This is a genomic window from Psittacicella gerlachiana (assembly GCF_003585965.1).
Lineage (GTDB): Bacteria > Pseudomonadota > Gammaproteobacteria > Enterobacterales > Psittacicellaceae > Psittacicella > Psittacicella gerlachiana.
Window position 1 is genome coordinate 1 of the sequence record NZ_NRJF01000011.1, and the last position, 20,864, is coordinate 20,864.

Below are 20,864 nucleotides of genomic sequence, written 5' to 3' on the forward strand. Positions count from 1 at the left end.
GCTTTTTCTCTTTATTATTAAACCATGCTTCCTAATTTATTTCCACCTAGTAGGTGCATATGAATATGGAACACTTCCTGTCCAGCGTCACCGTTAGTATTTACGGTTAATCTATATCCAGATTTATCAACTCCATATTCACGAGCTAAGTGGCGAGCAACCGTAAATAGACGTCCTAATGCCGGCTCATCAGCTTCTGTAACATCATTAACTGTAGGAATTTCTTTTTTTGGAACAATTAAAAAATGATATTTTGCTTGCGGATTAATATCACTAAAAGCAATAACTAAGTCATCCTCATAAACAATATTAGCCGGAATTTGACGATTAATTATTTTAGTAAAAATAGATTCACTCATAATCTAGCTCCTTATAACAGTTAGTAACTTACTTTTCAGATTATAACACTACTAAGCTTAAATCAAGCTTACTTCTAGTTAATTTCTCTCCTTGAGATAAAAAAATTATTTTTTTATTTTCTAACGATTTTCTTATATAATTAGATGTATTGTTGAGTTAGAAAAAATAACTTAGTTAAAAAATATATAATTGTATTTTAATTTATGAAGTATTCTTATTACACAGATCATCAAACTGCAATTGAACATGGAGATCTTGAGCATTTAGATTTTCGTACTGATGCCATCTGTAGTTTAGAAACTATTAATGATTTTATCCGTTGGACCTACTCTTACTTAAATAAAAGTGATGTTTTCTTTGGTCATGGTTATGATAACGCATGGGACGAAGCACGTACTTTAGTTCTTCATGTTGTAGCTTTACCTTATGCAACTGATCAAGATTATCTTTTAAGTTCACGTCTTACAGAATCAGAAAAAACTCGAATCTTAGATTTAATATATGCTCGAGTTCATCAGCGTACCCCTTTAGCTTATCTTATCAATACTTCCCGTTTCTTAAATCGTGAGTACTATGTAGATGAAAGGGTAATTATTCCTCGTTCACCTATTGGTGAACTAATTGAAGATGGCTTTAAAGATGTAATGCAGTCATCTCCAAATACCATTCTTGACCTTTGTACAGGTTCAGGAGTTTTAGCTCTTGCTTTGGCTTTAAGGTTCCCTGAAGCTCAAGTAGATGGTATAGATATCTCTCCTGATGCTATAGATGTTGCTAATATTAACTTAGAATTAGCTAACGATCATTTACTTTCTGATCGTATGGCTTTTATTGAATCTGATTTATACAATTCCTTACCAGAAGGAATTAAATATGATTTAATCGTTTCTAATCCTCCGTATGTGGATTCTAATGATTTAGCTAACATGCCTGAAGAGTTTAAACATGAACCTAGTATCTCTTTAGGTTCTGGCGATGATGGTTTAGATATTACCGCTCGCATTCTTAATGAATCAGCAAAACATTTAAACAATAATGGGGTTCTTGTTGTTGAAGTAGGAAACAGTAGATATGCTCTTGAAGAATATTTACCAAATGTTCCATTTAATTGGTTAACCCTTGAAAATGGTGGTCATGGCGTTTTTGCTTTAACCAAAAAAGATTTAGAAGAGCATGCTCAAGAATTAGAAGCTTTTGCAAAATCAAAACAAGAACAAAATTAATTTGTATATAAGATTAAACACAGTTGGCGTCAACTGTGTTTTTTTGGATAATATTTTATGCTTTACCAAGTTAAAGATTATGATTTTAATCTTCCTGAAGAGTTAATTGCTCGTTTTCCTACTCCTAATCGTGAAGATTCTCGTTTATTACATTTTACTGAGGAAAATAATCAAGTTATAGATCGCAATTTTACTGATATTGTCAACTTAATTCCCAATAACTCAGTACTTGTACGTAATAATACTCGTGTAATCCCTGCTCGCTGTTATGCTCGCAAACCTTCAGGAGCAAAAGTTGAAATCCTTGTTGAACGTATTACAGGATCTCATGACTTTTTAGCTCATGTTAGAGCTAATCGTAGTCCTAAACCAGGACAAATCTTAATTCTTGGAGAAGATAAATCTGGACAAGCTCAGATTACACCTCAAGAACTCGAACAAGTAAGCTTATTAGCGCAAAGATTAAATCAAGCCCTAGAAGCAAAAAACACTCAAGCGGTAGAAGAGTTTCTAGCTCAAATTCATGAACTTATTGAAAATAAAAACACTTATTTAGTTATGTGTACTGGAAGAAATCATAGCCTCTTCTGTTTACAAGCACTAAATAAAGATAATATTTTAAATTCGTTACAAACTATTGGTCATATGCCTTTACCTCCATATATGGAGAGGGAGGATCAAGAATCTGATAGTGAACGCTATCAAACTGTCTATGCAAAGATTCCTGGTGCAGTTGCAGCTCCTACTGCTGGACTACACTTTACCCAAAATATTATTGATAAATTAAAGGCTAAAGGGGTAGAGATTTTAGAAGTTACTCTGCATGTTGGAGCGGGAACTTTTATGCCAATCAAAGTAGATTCAATTCAAGAACATCAAATGCATGCAGAATGGATTGAAATTACTTCTGAAGTAGCACAAAAACTAAATCAAGCAAAACAACAAGGACGTAAAATTGTAGCTGTAGGTACTACTTCAGTAAGATCTTTAGAAACTATGGTGCAGTTTAGTATTAACCAATATATCAATAGTTTAGATCAAGATTTAGCTTCAACTCAGGAAATCAAACTTCGTCGTCAAAATTTAGTTTATCGTGATCTACTGGATAAAATTTCTTTAAAAAGAATTAAAGAACTTAATCAAGAAGCTCAAATAAAAGAATTAATAGCTCCTCGTGAAATTTGCCACACTATCAACTCTTTAAACTTAGACACTTTTAGTCAATTAACTCTTGAGCTGGATAATCATCTTACTCTCATAACTGAGTTATGGCAATTTTTACAAAACCTTACCCAAATAGATACTTCTAAGTTTTCTGCGACAAATCAAGAAACTCTTGCTTTAATTAGGCATTTGACTGCAGAAGAAAATAACAAAAACTATAGTTTTACTAATCACTATATCAATACTAGCTGTGAGTTAGGGACACAAATCCCTCTCTTACCTTATACCGGAAATACTGAAATTTTTATTCACCCCGGACATAAGGTACATCTCGTGGATTATATTATTACCAATTTCCACCTTCCCAAGTCAACTCTAATTATGCTGGTTGCAGGTTTTGTAGGCTTTAAATACTGCTTAAGTGCTTATGAACATGCTATTGCTCATAAATATAGATTCTATAGCTATGGTGATTCTTGCTTTATTCCGAATCTTAAACAGCCTCAAGATCTAGAGCTACTATTTTAGTTAATTCAACTTGATTTTTTGTCATTAACTAATAAAAAATGGTATAATTGTAGTTTGTGAATATATCGGTGAATATATTTATAATCTTTTAAAATTTAACTTTAATTAAATAAAATTATTTAATTTTTCTACTCATGCTATCTTACAAAAAGTTAAAGCAACAAGGTCATGCTCGTAGAGGTGAAATTACTATTCACCGAGCTGACGGCAATGAATTTACAATTCAGACACCTGCTTTTATGCCAGTTGGTACCTATGGTACTGTAAAGTCTATGACTCCTGAAGAAGTTAAAGAAATTGGTGCTGAAATTATTTTAGGTAACACCTTCCATTTATGGCTAAGACCAGGAATGGAAATTATGCGTAAAGCAGGTGGTTTACACAATTTTATGCAATGGAATAAACCTATTCTTACCGACTCAGGTGGCTTCCAAGTTTTTAGTTTAGGTGATATTCGTAAAATCAAAGAAGAAGGGGTTTACTTTAGATCCCCAGTTGATGGTTCAAATGTTTTCTTAAGTCCAGAAATTTCAATGGATGTACAGCACGCACTTAATTCAGATATCGTTATGATCTTTGATGAATGTGCACCTTATCCATCAACTTATGACTATACCTTAAATTCCATGAACCTCTCACTACGTTGGGCTAAAAGATGTCGTGATCGTTTTGATGAATTAGGTAATACTAATGCTCTCTTTGGTATTATCCAAGGAGGAACATTTAATGACTTACGTAAAGCCAGCCTCGCAGGTTTAGCTGATATAGGTTTTGATGGCTATGCTATCGGTGGTCTCGCTGTAGGTGAGCCTAAAGAAGAAATGCATAAAACTCTAGAGTTTATTACTCCACTAATACCAGATAATAAGCCTCGTTATCTTATGGGAGTAGGTAAACCTGAAGATCTTGTTGAGTGTGTACGTCGTGGCGTTGATATGTTTGACTGTGTAATGCCTACCCGTAATGCTCGTAATGGTCATTTATTTACTTTCACAGGGAATGTGCGTATTCGTAACGCTAAATATAAAGAAGACTTTACCCCTATCGAAGAAGGATGTGATTGTTACACTTGTAAACACTACACAAGAGCTTACTTACATCACCTAGATAAATGTGGAGAAATTCTAGGTGCACGTTTAAATACTTTCCATAATCTACGCTTCTATCAAAGATTAATGCAACGCATGCGTAATGCCTTAGATGCAGGAGAATTCGATAAATTTGTCGAAAAATTCTATGCAGATCTTGGGCAAGAAGTTCCAGCTTTAGGCGAGTTCTCTGATAATCGCTATGCTTACATTGATAAAGGCGATAGAATTGAATAATCATTTTTTATTATAAATTTTTCTTATAACGGAGTTTATTATGAACTTATTTTTAGCTGCTGAACAACAGCAAAGCCCTGTATTCTTAATTGTTCTAATCGTAATTATGTTTGCGTTTATTTACTTCTTCCAATGGAGACCAAATAAAAAACGTCAAGCAGAATACAAAAAGCTATTAGAATCTTTAGAAGTTGGTAGTGAAGTATTATTAAACGGTGGTTTATTAGGTACTATTACAAAATTACGTACCGAAGATGATTTAGTACAAGTTGAAATCTCTAAAGGAGTATTAATTACAACTAAACGTGGCTTTATCGTACAAGTACTACCTAACGGTACTATTGCTTCTATTGTTAATGACAATAAACCTGCTAAAAAAGCAGCAAAAAATGAAAATTCAGCTGAAGAAGAAAAAGAAACAGAAAGCAAATAATTTTTAAGTAGGTTAGGGGTAATTAAGTATAATTACCCCTAACTTTAACCATAATCCAGATAAAGGTAGAAAAACAGTGCCAAACCATTATCCCTTATGGAAAAACCTTTTAATCGTCTTTACAATTATTGTAGGTTGTATTTACGCTTTACCTAATTTATTCCCGGAAAAACCTTCTTTACAAATTGCAGGAAGCCGTGGACGTGAAATTGAATTAGCAGCTTACAACCAAATTCAACAAAAAGTTGAACAAGCTGGAATTACTATTTCTAAATCTAGCTTTAGTGACGGAAGGGTTAATCTAGTATTTGAAAGTGATGAAGATCAACAAAAAGCTGCCCAAGTATTAGATAGTTCACTTGGTGATAACTATACTACAGCTTTAAGTTATACTCCAGCAACACCAACTTGGTTAACAAGTATTGGAGCTCAACCTATGAAATTAGGTCTTGACCTTCGTGGTGGAGTAAGATTCCTCATGGAAGTTGATATTAACACTCTATTTGATCGTAGCTATGATGGTCTTGCTAAATTTATTCGTGACCAAGCTCGTCAACAAGGAATCTCTTTAAACTCAGTTACTTATGATAGCTCGAAAAAAGCAATCACTGCAGTAGCGAGTTCTCCTGAAGCAGTACGTGCTTTAAATAGTTACTTACATGGCTCTTCGGGAATGGGAAATGAAGTACAAACTCAGACTTCAGGACTAGAAGTAACTATTACTTATACTAATCAAAAATATGATCAAACGGTAAATTATGCCGTAGATCAATCTCTCTTAATTTTACGTAACCGTGTAACGGAAATCGGGGTAGCTGAGCCAGTAATTCAACGTCAAGGTGATACCAATATTATCGTAGAATTACCAGGGATTCATGATGTAGCTCGTGCTAAAGAAATTATTGGTGCTACAGCTACTTTAAGTTTTAATCTTGTAAATACTAATGTGACTCAACAACAAATAGATGCCAACTTAATTCCTGTTGACACTATGGTGATCACTAATGCTCAAGGTTATAAGTACGCTCTTTATAAAAACGAAATTATTTCTGGACAAAACATTATTGATGCTTCTGCAGGTCGTGCCGAAAATGGTGGTCCTCAAGTAAGCATCCGTTTAGATTCAGAAGGAGCTCGTTTAATTTCAGAAGCCACTAAAACAGCAATTGGTCGTCCTATGGCAACCGTTTACTCGGAGTATAAAGATACAGGGAGACGTGATGCTGAAGGCAAACCTATTTTACGTAAAGTAGATGAAGTTGCAAACGTAGCAACTATTCAAGCAAGATTAGGAGCAAGCTTTGTAATTACCGGCTTATCTTCTATGACCGAAGCAAATAACCTTGCTCTTGTTCTCCGTTCAGGTGCCCTTGTTGCTCCAATTCAAATTATTTCAGAAAAAGTAATTGGACCATCATTAGGAGCTGCTAACATTGAACAAGGTTTAATTGCAAGCGTTAGTGCTTTAGTTGTAACTATCCTGTTAATGACAGTTGTATACCGCTTCTTTGGTTTTATTGCAGGATTTGTTCTTATTTTCAACGTGGTGCTTTTAATTGCAGCCTTATCTATTTTACCAGGAACAACCCTAACCATGCCTGGTATTGCGGGGATAGTATTAACCATAGGTATGTCCATTGACGCCAACGTTCTAATCTATTCACGTATTATAGATGAATTAAGAATTGGACGCTCACCACAAGCTGCTCTAGCAGAAGGATATCAAGGAGCTTGGACATCAATCTTTGATGCTAATATCACCTCAATCCTTACAGCTTTAATCCTCTTTATTTTCGGTACTGGTCCAATTAAAGGATTTGCAATTACCTTAGCTCTCGGGGTGCTTATCTCAATGTTTACGGCTATAGTTGCAAGTAGAATGATCTTTAACTTTGTTTATGGTTCGCGTAAAGCAACCAAACTTCATATTTAGGAGGCTGCTAACCCATGAACAAACATGTAGAAAAATATACTCGTGGAGTTAAAACTCCTTATGCCAATAGATTTAGTGAGAAAGCTTACGTAACCGAAAACGGGGTAATCTTAGCACGTCCAATTATTCACTTCTTAAAAGAACGTAAGTATTGCTATATTTTCTCAGCAGTACTAATGATTGCTTGTATTATCTCTTTCTTTGTCCGTGGCTTAAACCTAGGACTAGATTATACAGGGGGGACGGTAGCCGAAGTTAGTTACTCTAAGGCGGTAACTGGACCTGATATTAATGAAATTCTAAGTCAAACTTATCCTGGAATTGAAGTTACTTCTACAGGAGCACGTGAAACAACCATTCGTATCCCTGCTAAGTTAGTAACTAGTACAACAACTCAAGACTTAGAAAAATTAATTCAAGAAAAAGTAGACCCACAAGCTAGAATTACCTCTGCAGAATTTGTTGGACCTAAAGCGGGAGCTGATCTAATTTATGCTTCAGTAATGTCAATGTTATGTACTATTGTCATGATGTTGATCTACATTTCTTTCCGCTTCCAATGGCGTTTATCTCTAGGAGCAGTAGCTTCACTAATTCACGACGTTATCGCTGTAATTGGTATTTTCTCAATGTTCCAAATTGACATTGACTTAAACTTTGTGGCTGCTATTCTTTCGGTTGTAGGCTACTCAATTAATGATACGATCGTGGTATATGACCGTATGCGTGAAAATATTCGTAAAATGCACCGTATCTCAGTGCAAGAATGTATTGATATCTCATTAACTGAGACTTTAAACCGTACGATCATGACCTCATTAACTACTTTAGTTTCAGTAGTTATCCTCTTATTCTTTGGTGGTAGTTCGCTATATATCTTCTCTCTATGTTTAACTATAGGTATTATTATTGGTACCTACTCATCAGTATTCGTAGCCGTTGCTATTTCATACGATGTAGGTTTAACTAAAGAAGACATGTTAGTACGCCAAGTAAACAAAGATGGTTTAGAAGAGTACGAAAGATAATAAAAAAAGAGTTCAGACTTTGGATCTGAACTCTCTTTTTTTATTTAGCAAATTTTTTCAGGAGATTATTAAATTTCTCGTCGAGACTACTTTGCTTTTTAGGATTATTATTTTTTACTTTAGAACGATTTTGCTTCCACTTAGGATTAGTATTTTGTGGTTTTTGTCTTGTTTTCTCAGCTTTCTCTTGATTACGGAGATCACGAGCATAAATTCTAAAAACATTTTTATCAACACTAATACCCGATTTTTCAGCAAGAAGAGCATATTGTTTTTGCTCTTGTAAAACTGAAGCTAAACGTTTTGCTTCCTCTTCAGATTTTACTTTTGAAACTGTAACTTTTGGAGCTACTTTTTTCTGCCCTTCAAACAGCATAGTTAGTTCAATACGATTACGAGGCACATCTACTTCATAAACTTGTACTTGAATTTGCTCTCCTGATTTTAAGAAATTATAAGGATCTGCAATAAAACTTGTACTCATACGTGAAATATGCACCAAGCCATCAGTATGCACCCCAATGTCCACAAAAGCACCAAAATCAGTTACATTAGTAACTAAACCATTCATAAGCATTCCCACTTCTAGTTGCTTAATACTATCAATACCTTCTTTGTATTTAATAGGTTCATACACCCCACGTGGATCTCTTCCTGGTTTTTCTAATTCTTTAATAATATCGACAATTGTTGGTAAACCAAACTTTTTATCTACATAGTTTTCAGGAACTAATTTTTGTAAATTTTCTTTACTACCAACTAATTCTGAAACCTCAATTCCTAGATCTTGTGCCATTTTTTCAACAACACTATAAGCCTCAGGGTGAACTGCTGAGTTATCGAGAACATTAGTATTTTCTCCCACAACTCTTAAGAAACCTGCACATTGCTCAAAAGCTTTAGGACCAAGACGGTTTACTTTTAATAGATCTTGACGAGAAGTAAATAAACCATTCTCATCACGATATTTTACGATATTTCCAGCGGTAATTTTATTTAATCCTGAAATTTTACGTAATAAATATTCTGAAGCAGTATTTACGTTAACTCCAACATAGTTTACGCAATCTTCAATAGTTGCTTCTAGTTGATTAGTTAACTCTTTTGAGTTTAAATCATGCTGATACTGACCTACACCAATAGATTTTGGATCTATTTTTACCAACTCAGCTAGAGGATCAAGAGCACGACGAGCAATAGAAACTGCCCCACGAATACTTACATCTAAATCAGGGAACTCAGCCACCGCTAACTCTGAAGCCGAGTAAACTGAAGCTCCAGCTTCATTTACCACTAAAGTATCTACTCCGGTAATTCCTCTTTCTTTAAAAGTTTGCTCTACAAAATCTAAAGTATCACGGCAAGCTGTTCCATTACCAATTACTACTAAAGTAACTTGATGCTTTGTAACTTGCTCAACTAGTTTTTCCGCTGCTCGAGCTTTATTTTCAATCAGGTGTAATACCCCATGATCTAAGAGTTTGGTTTGTCCATCAATAGTTGCAAACTTAATTCCCGTTCTAATTCCAGGATCAAGACCAAGAATATTTTGAGCTTTTACTGGAGATTTTAACAGTAAAGATTTTAAATTGCTTGCAAATGAATTATAAGCATCAGGTTCGGCTAATTCATGACGTGCATTTAAAAGCTCTGTTTCTAAGATCGAACTTAATTTTACTTTCCAAGTCCAACTTAAAGCTTGACGACGCCAAACATTCAATTGAGTATTAGGAACTAGGTCAATCCCTAAATCCTTAGTAGCATGCTTTTCAATAATTTGATCTACTGGATTTACCGGAATAGCAGCCGGATTGGGATTAAGATGAATCGAAAGAATACCTTCAGCACGTCCACGCCATAAAGCTAAAAAGCGGTGACTCTTAATATCGCAAAGAGTTTCACTATAAGCAAAGTAATCTTTAAACTTATCTCCCTCTTTCTCTTTACCTTCAATCACCTTAGATTCAATGGTAGCTACTGCATTTAAGTAACTTTTTAATTCTGCTAAGAGTTCAGTATTATCTGCAAAATTATCAACTAAAATTAATAAAGCTCCCTCTAGTACCGCTTTAGTTGTACTATAATCTTCACTTAAATAAGAAGAACAAGCTACGTCTAAATCTAAGTTAACATCTTTACTTTCCCATAACTCAAGAGCTAAAGGCTCTAATCCCGCTTCACGAGCTTTAGTAGCTTTACTCTTACGTTTTGGACGATAAGGGATATATAAGTATTCTAAATCCGCTTTAACTAAACACTCATTAATTTGCTTTTCTAGTTCAGGAGTAAGTTTTCCTTGCTCACTGATTGAAGAAAGAATACTTTTCTTTCTGTCTTCTAATTCGGTTAAATAGTTAAATCTAACTTGAAACTCACGCAGTTGTTCGTCATTTAATCCGTCAGTTTCCTCTTTACGGTAACGAGCAATAAAAGGGATGGTTGCACCCTCATTAATTAATCTAATTGCCGCTTCAATCTGATGAGGATTTACTTCTAATTCTTGGGCTATACGCTTTTCAATACTTAGCATAAACTATGATGATAAAATAATATTAGTAAGTTTAATTAATGAATCTATAGATAATATCTAAAATATTATTTATAGTAAGAATGATCACCTGTCTGATGTTCCGTAACGTCTTTTACTCCAGTAATTTCACCTGGAAACTGCTCTAGTAGCTGCCCTTCAATTCCTTGTTTTAAAGTAACATCAACCATAGAACAACCGTTACACCCACCTCCAAACTGGATAATACAATTACCCTCGGTGATTTCAATTAAAGTAATACGACCACCATGATTACGTAATTGAGGATTAATAACCGCTTCAATATAGTAGTCTACACGGTCTATTAGTGGAGCATCACTTTCCGGACGCTTCATTTTGGCATTAGGAGCTTTAATTGTTAATTGTGATTCTAGACCTTCAGTAACAAAGTCTATTTCAGCTTCGTTTAAGAAAGGCCAAGAAATTGGATCAACATAAACTTTAAACTCTTGATAGTCGATCACATGATCAACTTCCTCAATGTTATCAGGTGGACAAAAAGAAACACCACACTCAGCATTATAAGATCCCGGATGTACCACAAACACACGAATTCCCGTGCCTGGCTCTTGATCTTGAAGAAGTTGTGAAAATTGGTTTATTGCAGGTTTAGTAATTAAAATATATGAATTATCCATAATGTTTGGCTATATAAATACAATTAAGAAAACATGTGCCAACTTTATCAGCATAATTTAAGTCAGCATGTTGTATTTTATCATAAAACCTCATTTTCTTGCAGAAAATATGGAATAATCAGCCCCTAAAATTATATAATTAACTTAGTACTATCTAAGATTTAAGGAGAAGTATGCAAGGAAGAACTTACTCTGTTTTTACCTATATTTTTTACGGCTTTCTTATGATCTTCTTGAGTAAGACCTATAACTCAGATAAATATCAAAAATTGTTTATCTTTCGCTTTAACTACAATCGACTAATTGCCATGTGGAAAATAGGCATTATCGTTATCCTTGTTCTTTGTTTAATTTTTTATTATCGCTACGGATATATTAGTCAAAACATTTTAATTTTATACAGCATCTTCTTTATTTTACTCACAACCTTATGTCTCTACTCTATAGGTTTGTACTCTTTATTTCCAATTAAACAAGAACAGTCAATACTCTACTATACTCTTTTAGATTTAGTGGGGAGTGAAAAGGAAGATCCAAATATTAGCTTAAATATGACTTACTATGGCTTAGCCGTACTCTTAAGTCGCTTTAATAAGCTTCCTGCTGTAAAATTTCCTGATGTCTATAAAATGATTAAACAGCTTTCTCAAGCTGAAGATGAATTTTCAGGAAACCAAAAGAAAACAAAAGAAGATTTAGAACAAGAAAAACGGGTAAAGCAACTCCAAGAGCAAGCGGAAAAAGAATTAGAAAGATCCCAAAATCAAGAACAAGAGAAAAATGATCAAGAGAAAAAATAGCTTTTCCTTGAGTTTATTATCGATTTTTTGAGATTTTTTCTGCGGAAAAGTAAACTTTATTGTATAATATACCCTTGGTAGTCATAAGGTTAAAACTTAACTAAGCATTAACCTCGATTACCTGTGAATATTTTCTTAATTACAAACTCTAGTTTGTTGTCTAACTAAATTAAATATAGCTGTCCTATAGCTTATAGTCACTTATTCTAAATACAACTGTGAAGTTGCAGCCTGAAGAGTTACGAAAAGTTACTTAGATAATACAAGAAATTGTATTAAATATTGTGGGGTTTTTTATTATATGGATAGCTTAATTTCACTCTTTGAACATTTTGCTGAATACGGAAATATACTCTCTTATATTATGGTATTCACCGTACTTCTGATTAGTGGATTAGGAGTACCTATCCCTGAAGATATAACTTTAGTTACGGCTGGTATTTTAGCTAGTCAAGGTTATGCACATGGTTATGGTATTTTCTTTGTCTGTATGGCTGGAGTACTTATCGGTGATTCCTGCATGTATATCTTAGGATACATTTATGGGGTAAAAATCTTAAGAGTTAAGTTCTTGCGTAGAATTTTAACGGCTAAAAGAATTAAATCTATACGCCTCCGTTTCCAAGATAACTCAACCATGTTTTTATTTGTTGCTCGTTTTTTACCAGGATTACGTGCAGCTATCTATCTTTTCTCAGGGATCACTAGAAAGGTTTCTTACACTAAATTTATTCTTATAGATTTATTTGCTTGTATTATTTCTGTCCCTGTATGGGTAGGTTTAGGTTATTTCTTTGGTAATAATCTTGATTATTTAAAACATTTAATGCATCGTATTGGACTTGGAGTTTCTATTGCAGCTATTCTTGCTCTTGTAGCAATTATCGTGCTGATTAAGGTAAGAATTTCTCGTCGTCAGAAAAAATTAACCGAGACTAAGCTCAACGAACATAGAGAAAGCACTAATGAACTCTATGATCATGCGAAAAGCCACTCAGGGCAAATCAAGAAAAAGCAAAGTAAAGTAAAAAATCATCAACAAATTAATAGTGAAGAGCATAATTCTCAAACCTAAATTTAAAAAGAGTCAAGAAATCACTTGGCTCTTTTTAAATTGGTAAATTTATACTTTTAAGAGTATAATTATTTGATGTTTGCTTTATTGACTATATAATATAAAAATAACTAATTAGGTGTATTCCACCTTAACATCAGCCTTTATTCAATAATGTATGAATAAGAGGATCTTGTAAGTGACAAATAAACATTCTTTTTCAGAAGCTAACAAAGCAACTGATTATACTCATAAACACATTCCTTCTTCACTCGATGAAGGAATAGATGATATTGCTACTTTAGCAACTGCATCAAAAACAGATATTCTTTTTAAAAATATAAATCCAACAACTGTACGCGAAGCCTATCGTGATGAAAGAGTTTGGCGTTTAAAATTTAAAAAAGCTTACTTAAACAATCCTAACTGGTTTGTGATTTATAACCTCATTAATCCTTACAGCTTAGTTAAAACCGTTTTAGCAGTCTTATTAGGAACTTCCTTAGCACTCCTAACTCGCTCTGAAATAAACTGGGGAGTATTTACTCTTTGTTTAGTACTTGCAATTCTTGTACAATTATTTGCAAATTTATGTAAGGAATATTCTTCTGAAAACCTAGGAACCAAATACGAATGTCGCCTTTGTGAATTTGAAGCTATTCCAGGAGAAAAAATAATCTCTCGTCGCACCGTTTTACAATTGACAAAGATTACCGCTGTCGCTATCTTGGCTTCTTGTATTGGACTAGTTTTTCTTGCTGGTTTAAGTTTAGGCTCTACCTTAGTTTTTGCAGGATTAATCATCATTATTCTTAATCTGCTCATGCGCTATTCTATTGGTAGCAATCCTTATAACTTCACCGTACTCGGAGAATTATCATATTTTCTTGTCTATGGTGTAGTGATGGTTGATGCCTCTTTTTACCTCCAAGTACATGATTTTGATATCTACCTTTTATTTCCAGCTTTAGCATTTGGTTTTTTATGTGTAGCAACATTAAATCTTTTTAATATGCGAGATAGTTATGTTGCTCGAGCTTATCATAAAGATAACCTTGCAGTAGTCTTTGGAACTAAAGCTAGCCGTTTATTCCAAACAACTTTTTACTTACTAGCTTTAATTTTTTATTCTTATTTTAATACCGTTATTGCCGCTCCTTGGTTCTGTTATTTATTCTTTATTAGCACTCCTTTAATAGCATTCCATTTATATGTTATTCATACTGATGCTAGTACTAAAGCTTTAAATAACCAAAAATATATTGCGAACCTAATTAACATAGTAACTACCGGAACTTTTATTATTACTACGGTAATTGCTATCTATGCTTGGCAATAAAAAAATGCTCTAAGTGATTCAGCTTAGAGCATTTTTTATTGCCAAACTTGTCAAAAGTCACAATTTATGGATATTTTCAATCAAAAACTAACTAATTAGAGTATTATATAGAAAATTATTTTTTAACTATTTTAAGGAAACTTAATTTATGTCCTCAGAGTTAACCCTACAAGAACAAGCATTACTGGTAATGAGTCTTACAGACCTTACTTCTTTAGACGATAAAGATAACTTTAATAGTATTCAAGACCTTTGCTCTAAAGCAATCAATCCTTACCAACATACAGCAGCTGTTTGTGTTTATAAAGAGTTTGCAGCTTATGCAAAATATCTACTAAATAACCAAGTTAAAGTTGCAACAGTTATTAACTTCCCTGATGGTGCTCTAGATTTTACAAGATTTACCTTTGAATATGCATATGCTTTAAGTCAACAAGTAGATGAAATTGATTATGTGTTTCCTTGGCGCAAACTCATTGAATTAACTCAAGATCAAGAATATGAGTTCAAAGATCTAAGCCAAGTAACTAACAATAGTGCATATCAAGAAATGCGTGAAATCATGCAAAAGTACTTACAGCCTCTTTGCAATAATCAAAATACGAAAATTAAAGTTATTTTAGAATCAGGATCTTTAACTCCACTCCAAATTGCGATTGCTAGTCAAATTTGCCTTGACTATGGCGTAGATTTTATTAAGACTTCTACTGGTAAACATGGAGAAGGAGCAAAACTTACAGATGCAGAAATTATCTTTAAACTAATTAAACTAAATCAAAGTAAAACCGGATTTAAAGCTTCTGGTGGAATAAAAACCGTAGCTCAAGCTATGGAATATATTAATCTTGGAGCTAAAATTCTTGGGCAAGATTTTATTGCTCCCCAAACTTTTAGATTTGGAGCTTCGGGAATCTACAAGGATATTATCTCAATTCTTACCCATGGAAAAAGTATTAGTTCGCAAGAACTAGGACAAGCTTCATCTTATTAATCGCTGTTTAACCTCAATTTGTGCAGATTTTTTTCTGAAAATCGGTTATAATTGGCACATAAGATCAGCTTATTGCTTAAAACAAATAAGTTTAGTTAGTTGCTAAAAGATCTAACTTGTTTGTTATTCTTATAAATTTTAATAAGTCCAAGGCATTCTAATATGAAAAAACGTGTATTTATCATGCTCCTAGATTCATTTGGTATTGGTCATGCTCATGATGCAGACAAATATGGTGATAAAGGGTCTGATACTTTAGGTCACATTGCTCAATTTTTTGCTGATGGCAAAACAACCAATGGGCAAACTTCTTTAAAACTTCCTAATCTTACCAAACTAGGATTATTAGAAGCATATAAACATTCTACTGGACATTATCCTGCAAACATGGATGCAAGTTTAGTAGATCCTCAAGCTTCTTATTGCTATGCACAAGAAGTTTCAAATGGTAAAGATACTCCATCTGGACACTGGGAAATCGCAGGTTGTCCTGTAAAATTTGACTGGACTTACTTTCCTGAACACACAAATTCATTCCCTACAGAGTTCTTAGATAACATTGTTAAAAAAGCAGGTCTTCCTGGTTATTTAGGTAATTGTCACGCTTCGGGTACGGTAATTTTAGATCAATTAGGTGAAGAGCATATGAAAACAGGAAAACCTATTTTCTATACTTCAGCTGATTCTGTATTCCAAATTGCAGCTCACGAAGAAACTTTTGGCGTAGAAAAATTACTCCAACTTTGTGAACTTGTACGTGAAGAATTAAATCAACACTTCGAAGCTGTAGGTCGAGTAATTGCTCGTCCATTTGTTGGTGATAAAGCGGGATCTTTTTCTCGTACGGGGAATCGTAGAGACTATTCTATTCTTCCACCATCAGAAACAGTTCTTGTACAATTAGAAAAAAATGGTGGTCAGGTTGTATCTGTAGGTAAAATTGCAGATATCTATGCTCATCAAGGGATTACCAAAAAAGTAAAAGCTACAGGTCTAGAAGAACTTTTTGATAAATCAATTATTGAAATCAAAGAAGCAAAAGATAATACCATTGTCTTTACTAATTTTGTTAACTTTGACTCAGACTTTGGTCACCGTCGTGATCCTCAAGGATATGGTGAAGCTTTAGAATACTTTGATAGCCGTGTACCAGAACTTTTAAGTTTATTAGAAGAAGGTGATTTAATTATCTTTACAGCCGATCATGGTAATGATCCTACATGGCCTGGCACTGAACACACCCGTGAACATATTCCTGTACTGTTCGCAGGTCCTGGAGCTGTACCTGGATATCATGGTAAACGTGAAACTTTCTCTGATATAGGTGCAACTATTGCTAAATATCTCAACCTTCCTGGTTTTGATTTTGGCAAATCTATTTTCTAATCAACTTTTCGGACATTTTAAATTTATAAGGAAATTTTATGGCAACTCCACATAATGCAGCAGAATTTGGTGATATCGCAGAAACAGTATTAATGCCTGGCGATCCTTTACGTGCAAAACACATTGCTGAAAACTTTTTAGAAAATGTGACTCAATTTACAACTGTACGTAATATGTTCGGTTTTACAGGAACTTACAAAGGTAAGCGTATCTCTATTATGGGTCACGGGATGGGAATGCCATCTATCTCTATTTACGCTGAAGAATTATATAAATTCTATGGAGTAAAAAACATTATTCGTATAGGTTCAGCTGGTGCAGTATTAGATGATGTTCACGTACGTGATGTAATCGTAGTAACTGGAGCATCAACAGATTCAAAAATGAACCGTCAACGTTTTAAAGATAACGACTACTCTGCAGTAGCTTCTTATGAAAACGTGGCAGCTCTAGTAGAAGCAGCTAAAGAGAATAATGTTGAAGTAAAAGTTGGTAAATGTTTCTCTTCTGACTACTTCTACACTCCAAATCCAGAATTTTTCCAAACCCTAAAAACTTATAACTTCTTAGCGGTGGAAATGGAAGCTGCTGCTTTATTCCCAATTGCAGATCTTTATGGAGCAAAAGCTGGTTGTGTCTTAACAATTTCTGATCACATTTTAAGAGAAGAATACACTACAGCTGAAGAACGTCAAACTACATTTACCCAAATGATGACTGTTGCTTTAGATGCAGCAATTAAAGTTGCTTAATTAAAGAATAAAAATAAAAACGAGTAGAAAAAATCTACTCGTTTTTATTTTTGTTCTTATTTTTGTGATTCTGCATTTTCTGCAGGTGCAGGAACTGGATCTACTTTAGTTTCAGAGTTCTTTATATATGATTGAGCAATGTTTATACGAGATTGCACGAAAAGAACTTGATTTTGTAATGTAGAAACATCTGTAGTGTTAGCATCAGCTTGGGCAATTTCTTTATTTAAATAGTCTTGAGCTTTTTGATATTCATCATAAGCTAAACCATATTTACCATCAGCAAAATAAATATCACCAGCTAATAATCTTGCAGTTACAAACCACTCTCCCTCTTTAATTTTATATAATTCAGGGATAGCTTCTTCACCACGTCCTAATTGTAATGCTAATTTAGCTTTGGTTATTGCCACTAACTCAGGTGAAAATTCATTATCACTCGGAATTGCAGCTACTAAATCGTAAGCCTTTTGATATTCGCCCTGCTCGGTTAAATATTTAGCTTGATCTAAAATCCCTAAAGCAGCTAAAGGTTTTTTCGGGTTATTTTTAATATAATTTAATAAGAGATCATTGCGAGTATTTACCCCGTCTCCCTCATTTTTAACCGTCATAATTTGTTGGTATTCTTGATACTCAGCTTGAGCTTGTCTTGACTGATGACTCTTATACCAGTTAATTCCCCAATAGATACCTACCCCTACAGCTATAGCTATAATGATTAAAGGTAAATACTGACGAAGCTTTGACATAAAAGACTGAAAGTCTTGTTCTTCTGTAGTATATGCCATGAAATTAATTCCTTTTTGATAATGCGACTCTATACTTTAGCGATTAAGCTTTTAATTTTGACACTAAAGTATCTAGGCTAACTGTTTCTTGTTCCCCAGTTGCTAAATGTTTTACATTTACCTGACCTTGAGCCACTAATTCTTCATTTACAATAATTACTTGCGGTGCACCTGATTTATCAGCTTTGGCAAATTGCTTTTTAAGTTTACCACCAGCAAGATTATTTAAAACCTTAATTCCTGCTGCTCGTAACTCTAAAGCGATTTTTAAAGATTGTGCTTGCACCTTGCCATCATTAATAATAAATACTTGAGCATGAGGAGCTTCTTGTTTACCATGTACTTCTTCAAGTAACAGAAGTAAACGTTCGTATCCTAACCCAAAACCAAAACCAGGAGTTGCATGACCACCAAGAATTTCCACTAAACGGTCATATCTTCCTCCAGCACATACAGTAGCTTGAGCTCCTAATTTAGTAGTCGTCCATTCAAATACGGTATCATTGTAATAATCTAAACCACGAACTAATTTAGGATTTACAACAAAATCCAATCCATTTGCGGTTAAAATCTCTTTTAAAGTCTCAAAGTAATCTTTACTTTCTTGATCTAAGAAATCTTCTAGTACCGGAGCATTAGCTAACACGGCTTGAGTTTTTTCATCTTTAGAATCTAAAATACGTAGAGGATTTGAAGTGAGACGTCTTTGTGAATCTGCATCTAGTTGCTCTTTATATGTTTCTAAGTAACTTACTAATGCTTTACCATAATTAGCACGAGCTTCACTTGTCCCTATAGTATTAATCTCTAAGGTAATATATTCACTAATTCCAAGAGCTTTCCAAAACTCGGCATTCATTAATAGCACTTCAGCTTCTAGTCCAGGATCTCTAATTCCAAGAATCTCAACTCCTAGTTGATGAAACTGACGATAACGCCCTTTTTGTGGTCTTTCATAACGGAACATAGGACCAAAATAATAAAGACGTTGTTCTTGATTATAAGAAAGTCCATGTTCAATACATGCACGCATTGCCCCTGCAGTCCCTTCAGGACGTAGACTTACACTTTCTTGATCATTAGTGGTAAAAGAAAACATTTCTTTTTCAACTATATCTGTAGCCTCACCAACGCCTCTTGCAAATAAAGCTGTTGATTCTAAATAAGGGGTTCTAATCTCATTAATACAATATTTCTCTAAGATATCCTCTAAAGTTCTAAGAGTTTTATTAAATAAATGAGAATCTTGTGGTAATACATCATTAAAACCACGTAAACTTTTGATAGCTTTATTCATAATCTTTTTACTAAAACCGGTTAAATTTCTCAGTAGTATAGTATAACAAAAAAGCCAGTTAATTTCACAAACTGGCGTCACTTTTTTCAAACAAGGTTAATTTAAATCTTTGATATTAATGCGATTTTTTTCTAACTCGATGCGAGATCTAATCTTAGCTTCTAATTGATCTATCATCTGCTCGTTGTCTAAACGATCAATACGTTTACCATCTTCATAGAAACCAGATTTACGCATGCCTCCTGTAACCCCCATATCAGCAACAAGAGCTTCACCAGGTCCATTAACCACGCAACCTATAATCGAAACGTCTAAAGGAGTTAAAATATCCTGTAACCTGTCTTCTAAGACATTTACAGTATTTATTACATCAAACTCTTGACGCGAACAGGTTGGACAAGCGATAAAGTTTATCCCTCGTTTACGTAAACCTAAAGATTTTAGAATCTCGAATCCCGCTTTAACTTCTTCTACCGGATCTGCTGCTAAAGAGATTCTAATAGTATCTCCAATGCCATCGGCAAGAAGCATCCCTAAACCTATCGCTGATTTTACCGTACCTGAACGTAAACTTCCCGACTCAGTTATCCCTAAATGTAAAGGAACCATTGGCAAAGCCTGAGCTAACTTACGATATGAAGCTACGGCTAAATCTATATTTGAGGCTTTTACTGAAATCTTAAAATTCTCAAAATTTAAACGATCTAAATAATCAACATGTCTTAATGCCGACTCTACTAAAGCTTCAGGAGTAGGTTCGCCATATTTTTCTTGCAAATCCCTTTCTAAAGATCCTGCATTTACCCCAATACGTATAGGGATATTTTTATCTCTTGCAGTTTCAACAACTCGACGTACACGCTCTTCATTTCCTATATTACCGGGATTAATACGTAAACAGTCTACGCCATACTCTGCAACTTGGAGAGCAATACGATAATCAAAATGAATATCAGCAATTAAAGGGACTTCAACTTGCTGTTTGATTTCTTTAAAAGCTTGAGCAGCATCCATAGTTGGTACTGAAACCCTAACTATGTCTACTCCAACCTCTTCTAATCTTTTAATCTGGGCAACCGTCGCTTCAACATCTGTAGTTTTGGTATTGGTCATAGATTGCACTGAAATCGGAGCATCTCCGCCTACAGGAACCTTGCCTACCCAAATTTTACGCGTTGGTCGACGATTTTTTATTACATTAAATTCACTACTCATATATCTACCGACTTTTTTTCTTTACGGTTTTTACTGGTCATATTATACCTGAATAACCT

Annotated in this window: 17 protein-coding genes and 1 pseudogene; 12 read left to right on the forward strand and 6 right to left on the reverse strand. The window is 34.1% G+C overall.

The window, feature by feature from the left end:
- Window positions 1–17 precede the first annotated feature (17 nt).
- Entirely contained in the window at window positions 18–362 is a 345-nt protein-coding gene (locus CKF59_RS00360) for a histidine triad nucleotide-binding protein (protein ID WP_119534003.1), read from the reverse strand.
- A 201-nt stretch (window positions 363–563) separates the two neighbouring features.
- On the opposite strand from CKF59_RS00360, the gene prmB reads away from it, so the two are divergent.
- From prmB to secF, 6 genes are all read left to right on the forward strand, one after another.
- On the forward strand, window positions 564–1,583 hold the full coding sequence (gene prmB / locus CKF59_RS00365) for a 50S ribosomal protein L3 N(5)-glutamine methyltransferase (RefSeq protein WP_119534004.1): 1,020 nt from the start codon (window positions 564–566) through the stop codon (window positions 1,581–1,583).
- 57 nt (window positions 1,584–1,640) lie between these two features.
- Window positions 1,641–3,275, forward strand: a complete 1,635-nt coding sequence (locus CKF59_RS00370; protein WP_119534005.1) for an S-adenosylmethionine:tRNA ribosyltransferase-isomerase — start codon at window positions 1,641–1,643, stop codon at window positions 3,273–3,275.
- A gap of 134 nt (window positions 3,276–3,409) precedes the next feature.
- On the forward strand, window positions 3,410–4,600 hold the full coding sequence (gene tgt, locus CKF59_RS00375; protein ID WP_119534006.1) for a tRNA guanosine(34) transglycosylase Tgt: 1,191 nt from the start codon (window positions 3,410–3,412) through the stop codon (window positions 4,598–4,600).
- A gap of 40 nt (window positions 4,601–4,640) precedes the next feature.
- Entirely contained in the window at window positions 4,641–5,033 is a 393-nt protein-coding gene (gene yajC, locus CKF59_RS00380; protein WP_119534007.1) for a preprotein translocase subunit YajC, read from the forward strand.
- 76 nt (window positions 5,034–5,109) lie between these two features.
- Window positions 5,110–6,966: a protein translocase subunit SecD gene (secD, locus tag CKF59_RS00385; RefSeq protein ID WP_119534008.1), complete on the forward strand. Its 1,857-nt coding sequence runs from the start codon at window positions 5,110–5,112 to the stop codon at window positions 6,964–6,966.
- Window positions 6,967–6,980: 14 nt separating this feature from the next.
- Complete coding sequence (secF, locus tag CKF59_RS00390) at window positions 6,981–7,994, forward strand: protein translocase subunit SecF (RefSeq protein WP_119534009.1); 1,014 nt, start codon at window positions 6,981–6,983, stop codon at window positions 7,992–7,994.
- A 40-nt stretch (window positions 7,995–8,034) separates the two neighbouring features.
- Here the strand turns inward: secF and CKF59_RS00395 are convergent, their stop codons facing one another.
- Entirely contained in the window at window positions 8,035–10,524 is a 2,490-nt protein-coding gene (locus tag CKF59_RS00395; protein ID WP_119534010.1) for a Tex family protein, read from the reverse strand.
- 65 nt (window positions 10,525–10,589) lie between these two features.
- Entirely contained in the window at window positions 10,590–11,180 is a 591-nt protein-coding gene (gene nfuA, locus CKF59_RS00400) for a Fe-S biogenesis protein NfuA (RefSeq protein ID WP_119534011.1), read from the reverse strand.
- Window positions 11,181–11,353: 173 nt separating this feature from the next.
- Between nfuA and CKF59_RS00405 the strand changes: the two genes are divergently transcribed.
- The 6 genes and pseudogenes from CKF59_RS00405 (at window position 11,354) to deoD (ending at window position 17,502) form a co-directional block, all read left to right on the forward strand.
- Entirely contained in the window at window positions 11,354–11,980 is a 627-nt protein-coding gene (locus CKF59_RS00405; RefSeq protein WP_119534012.1) for a hypothetical protein, read from the forward strand.
- Window positions 11,981–12,281: 301 nt separating this feature from the next.
- Window positions 12,282–12,878 (forward strand): annotated as a pseudogene (locus CKF59_RS00410) (DedA family protein); the annotation flags it as partial.
- A gap of 355 nt (window positions 12,879–13,233) precedes the next feature.
- Window positions 13,234–14,373, forward strand: a complete 1,140-nt coding sequence (gene menA, locus CKF59_RS00415; RefSeq protein WP_119534014.1) for a 1,4-dihydroxy-2-naphthoate octaprenyltransferase — start codon at window positions 13,234–13,236, stop codon at window positions 14,371–14,373.
- Window positions 14,374–14,521: 148 nt separating this feature from the next.
- The gene (deoC, locus tag CKF59_RS00420) at window positions 14,522–15,364 is read left to right on the forward strand and encodes a deoxyribose-phosphate aldolase (RefSeq protein WP_119534015.1); all 843 of its coding nucleotides are present in this window, start codon (window positions 14,522–14,524) and stop codon (window positions 15,362–15,364) included.
- Window positions 15,365–15,526: 162 nt separating this feature from the next.
- Window positions 15,527–16,750: a phosphopentomutase gene (locus CKF59_RS00425; protein ID WP_119534016.1), complete on the forward strand. Its 1,224-nt coding sequence runs from the start codon at window positions 15,527–15,529 to the stop codon at window positions 16,748–16,750.
- A gap of 38 nt (window positions 16,751–16,788) precedes the next feature.
- Window positions 16,789–17,502, forward strand: coding sequence for a purine-nucleoside phosphorylase (gene deoD, locus CKF59_RS00430; protein ID WP_119534017.1), 714 nt, complete (start codon window positions 16,789–16,791; stop codon window positions 17,500–17,502).
- A 56-nt stretch (window positions 17,503–17,558) separates the two neighbouring features.
- Here the strand turns inward: deoD and CKF59_RS00435 are convergent, their stop codons facing one another.
- The 3 genes from CKF59_RS00435 to ispG form a co-directional block, all read right to left on the reverse strand.
- On the reverse strand, window positions 17,559–18,293 hold the full coding sequence (locus CKF59_RS00435; RefSeq protein WP_119534018.1) for a YfgM family protein: 735 nt from the start codon (window positions 18,291–18,293) through the stop codon (window positions 17,559–17,561).
- A 43-nt stretch (window positions 18,294–18,336) separates the two neighbouring features.
- Window positions 18,337–19,590 carry a histidine--tRNA ligase gene (gene hisS / locus CKF59_RS00440; RefSeq protein WP_119534019.1) on the reverse strand — a complete coding sequence of 418 codons (1,254 nt, stop codon included), beginning with the start codon at window positions 19,588–19,590 and terminating at the stop codon, window positions 18,337–18,339.
- 96 nt (window positions 19,591–19,686) lie between these two features.
- Window positions 19,687–20,805 (reverse strand): flavodoxin-dependent (E)-4-hydroxy-3-methylbut-2-enyl-diphosphate synthase, encoded by a 1,119-nt coding sequence (gene ispG, locus CKF59_RS00445; protein WP_119534020.1) that lies wholly within the window; start codon window positions 20,803–20,805, stop codon window positions 19,687–19,689.
- Window positions 20,806–20,864: the final 59 nt, after the last annotated feature.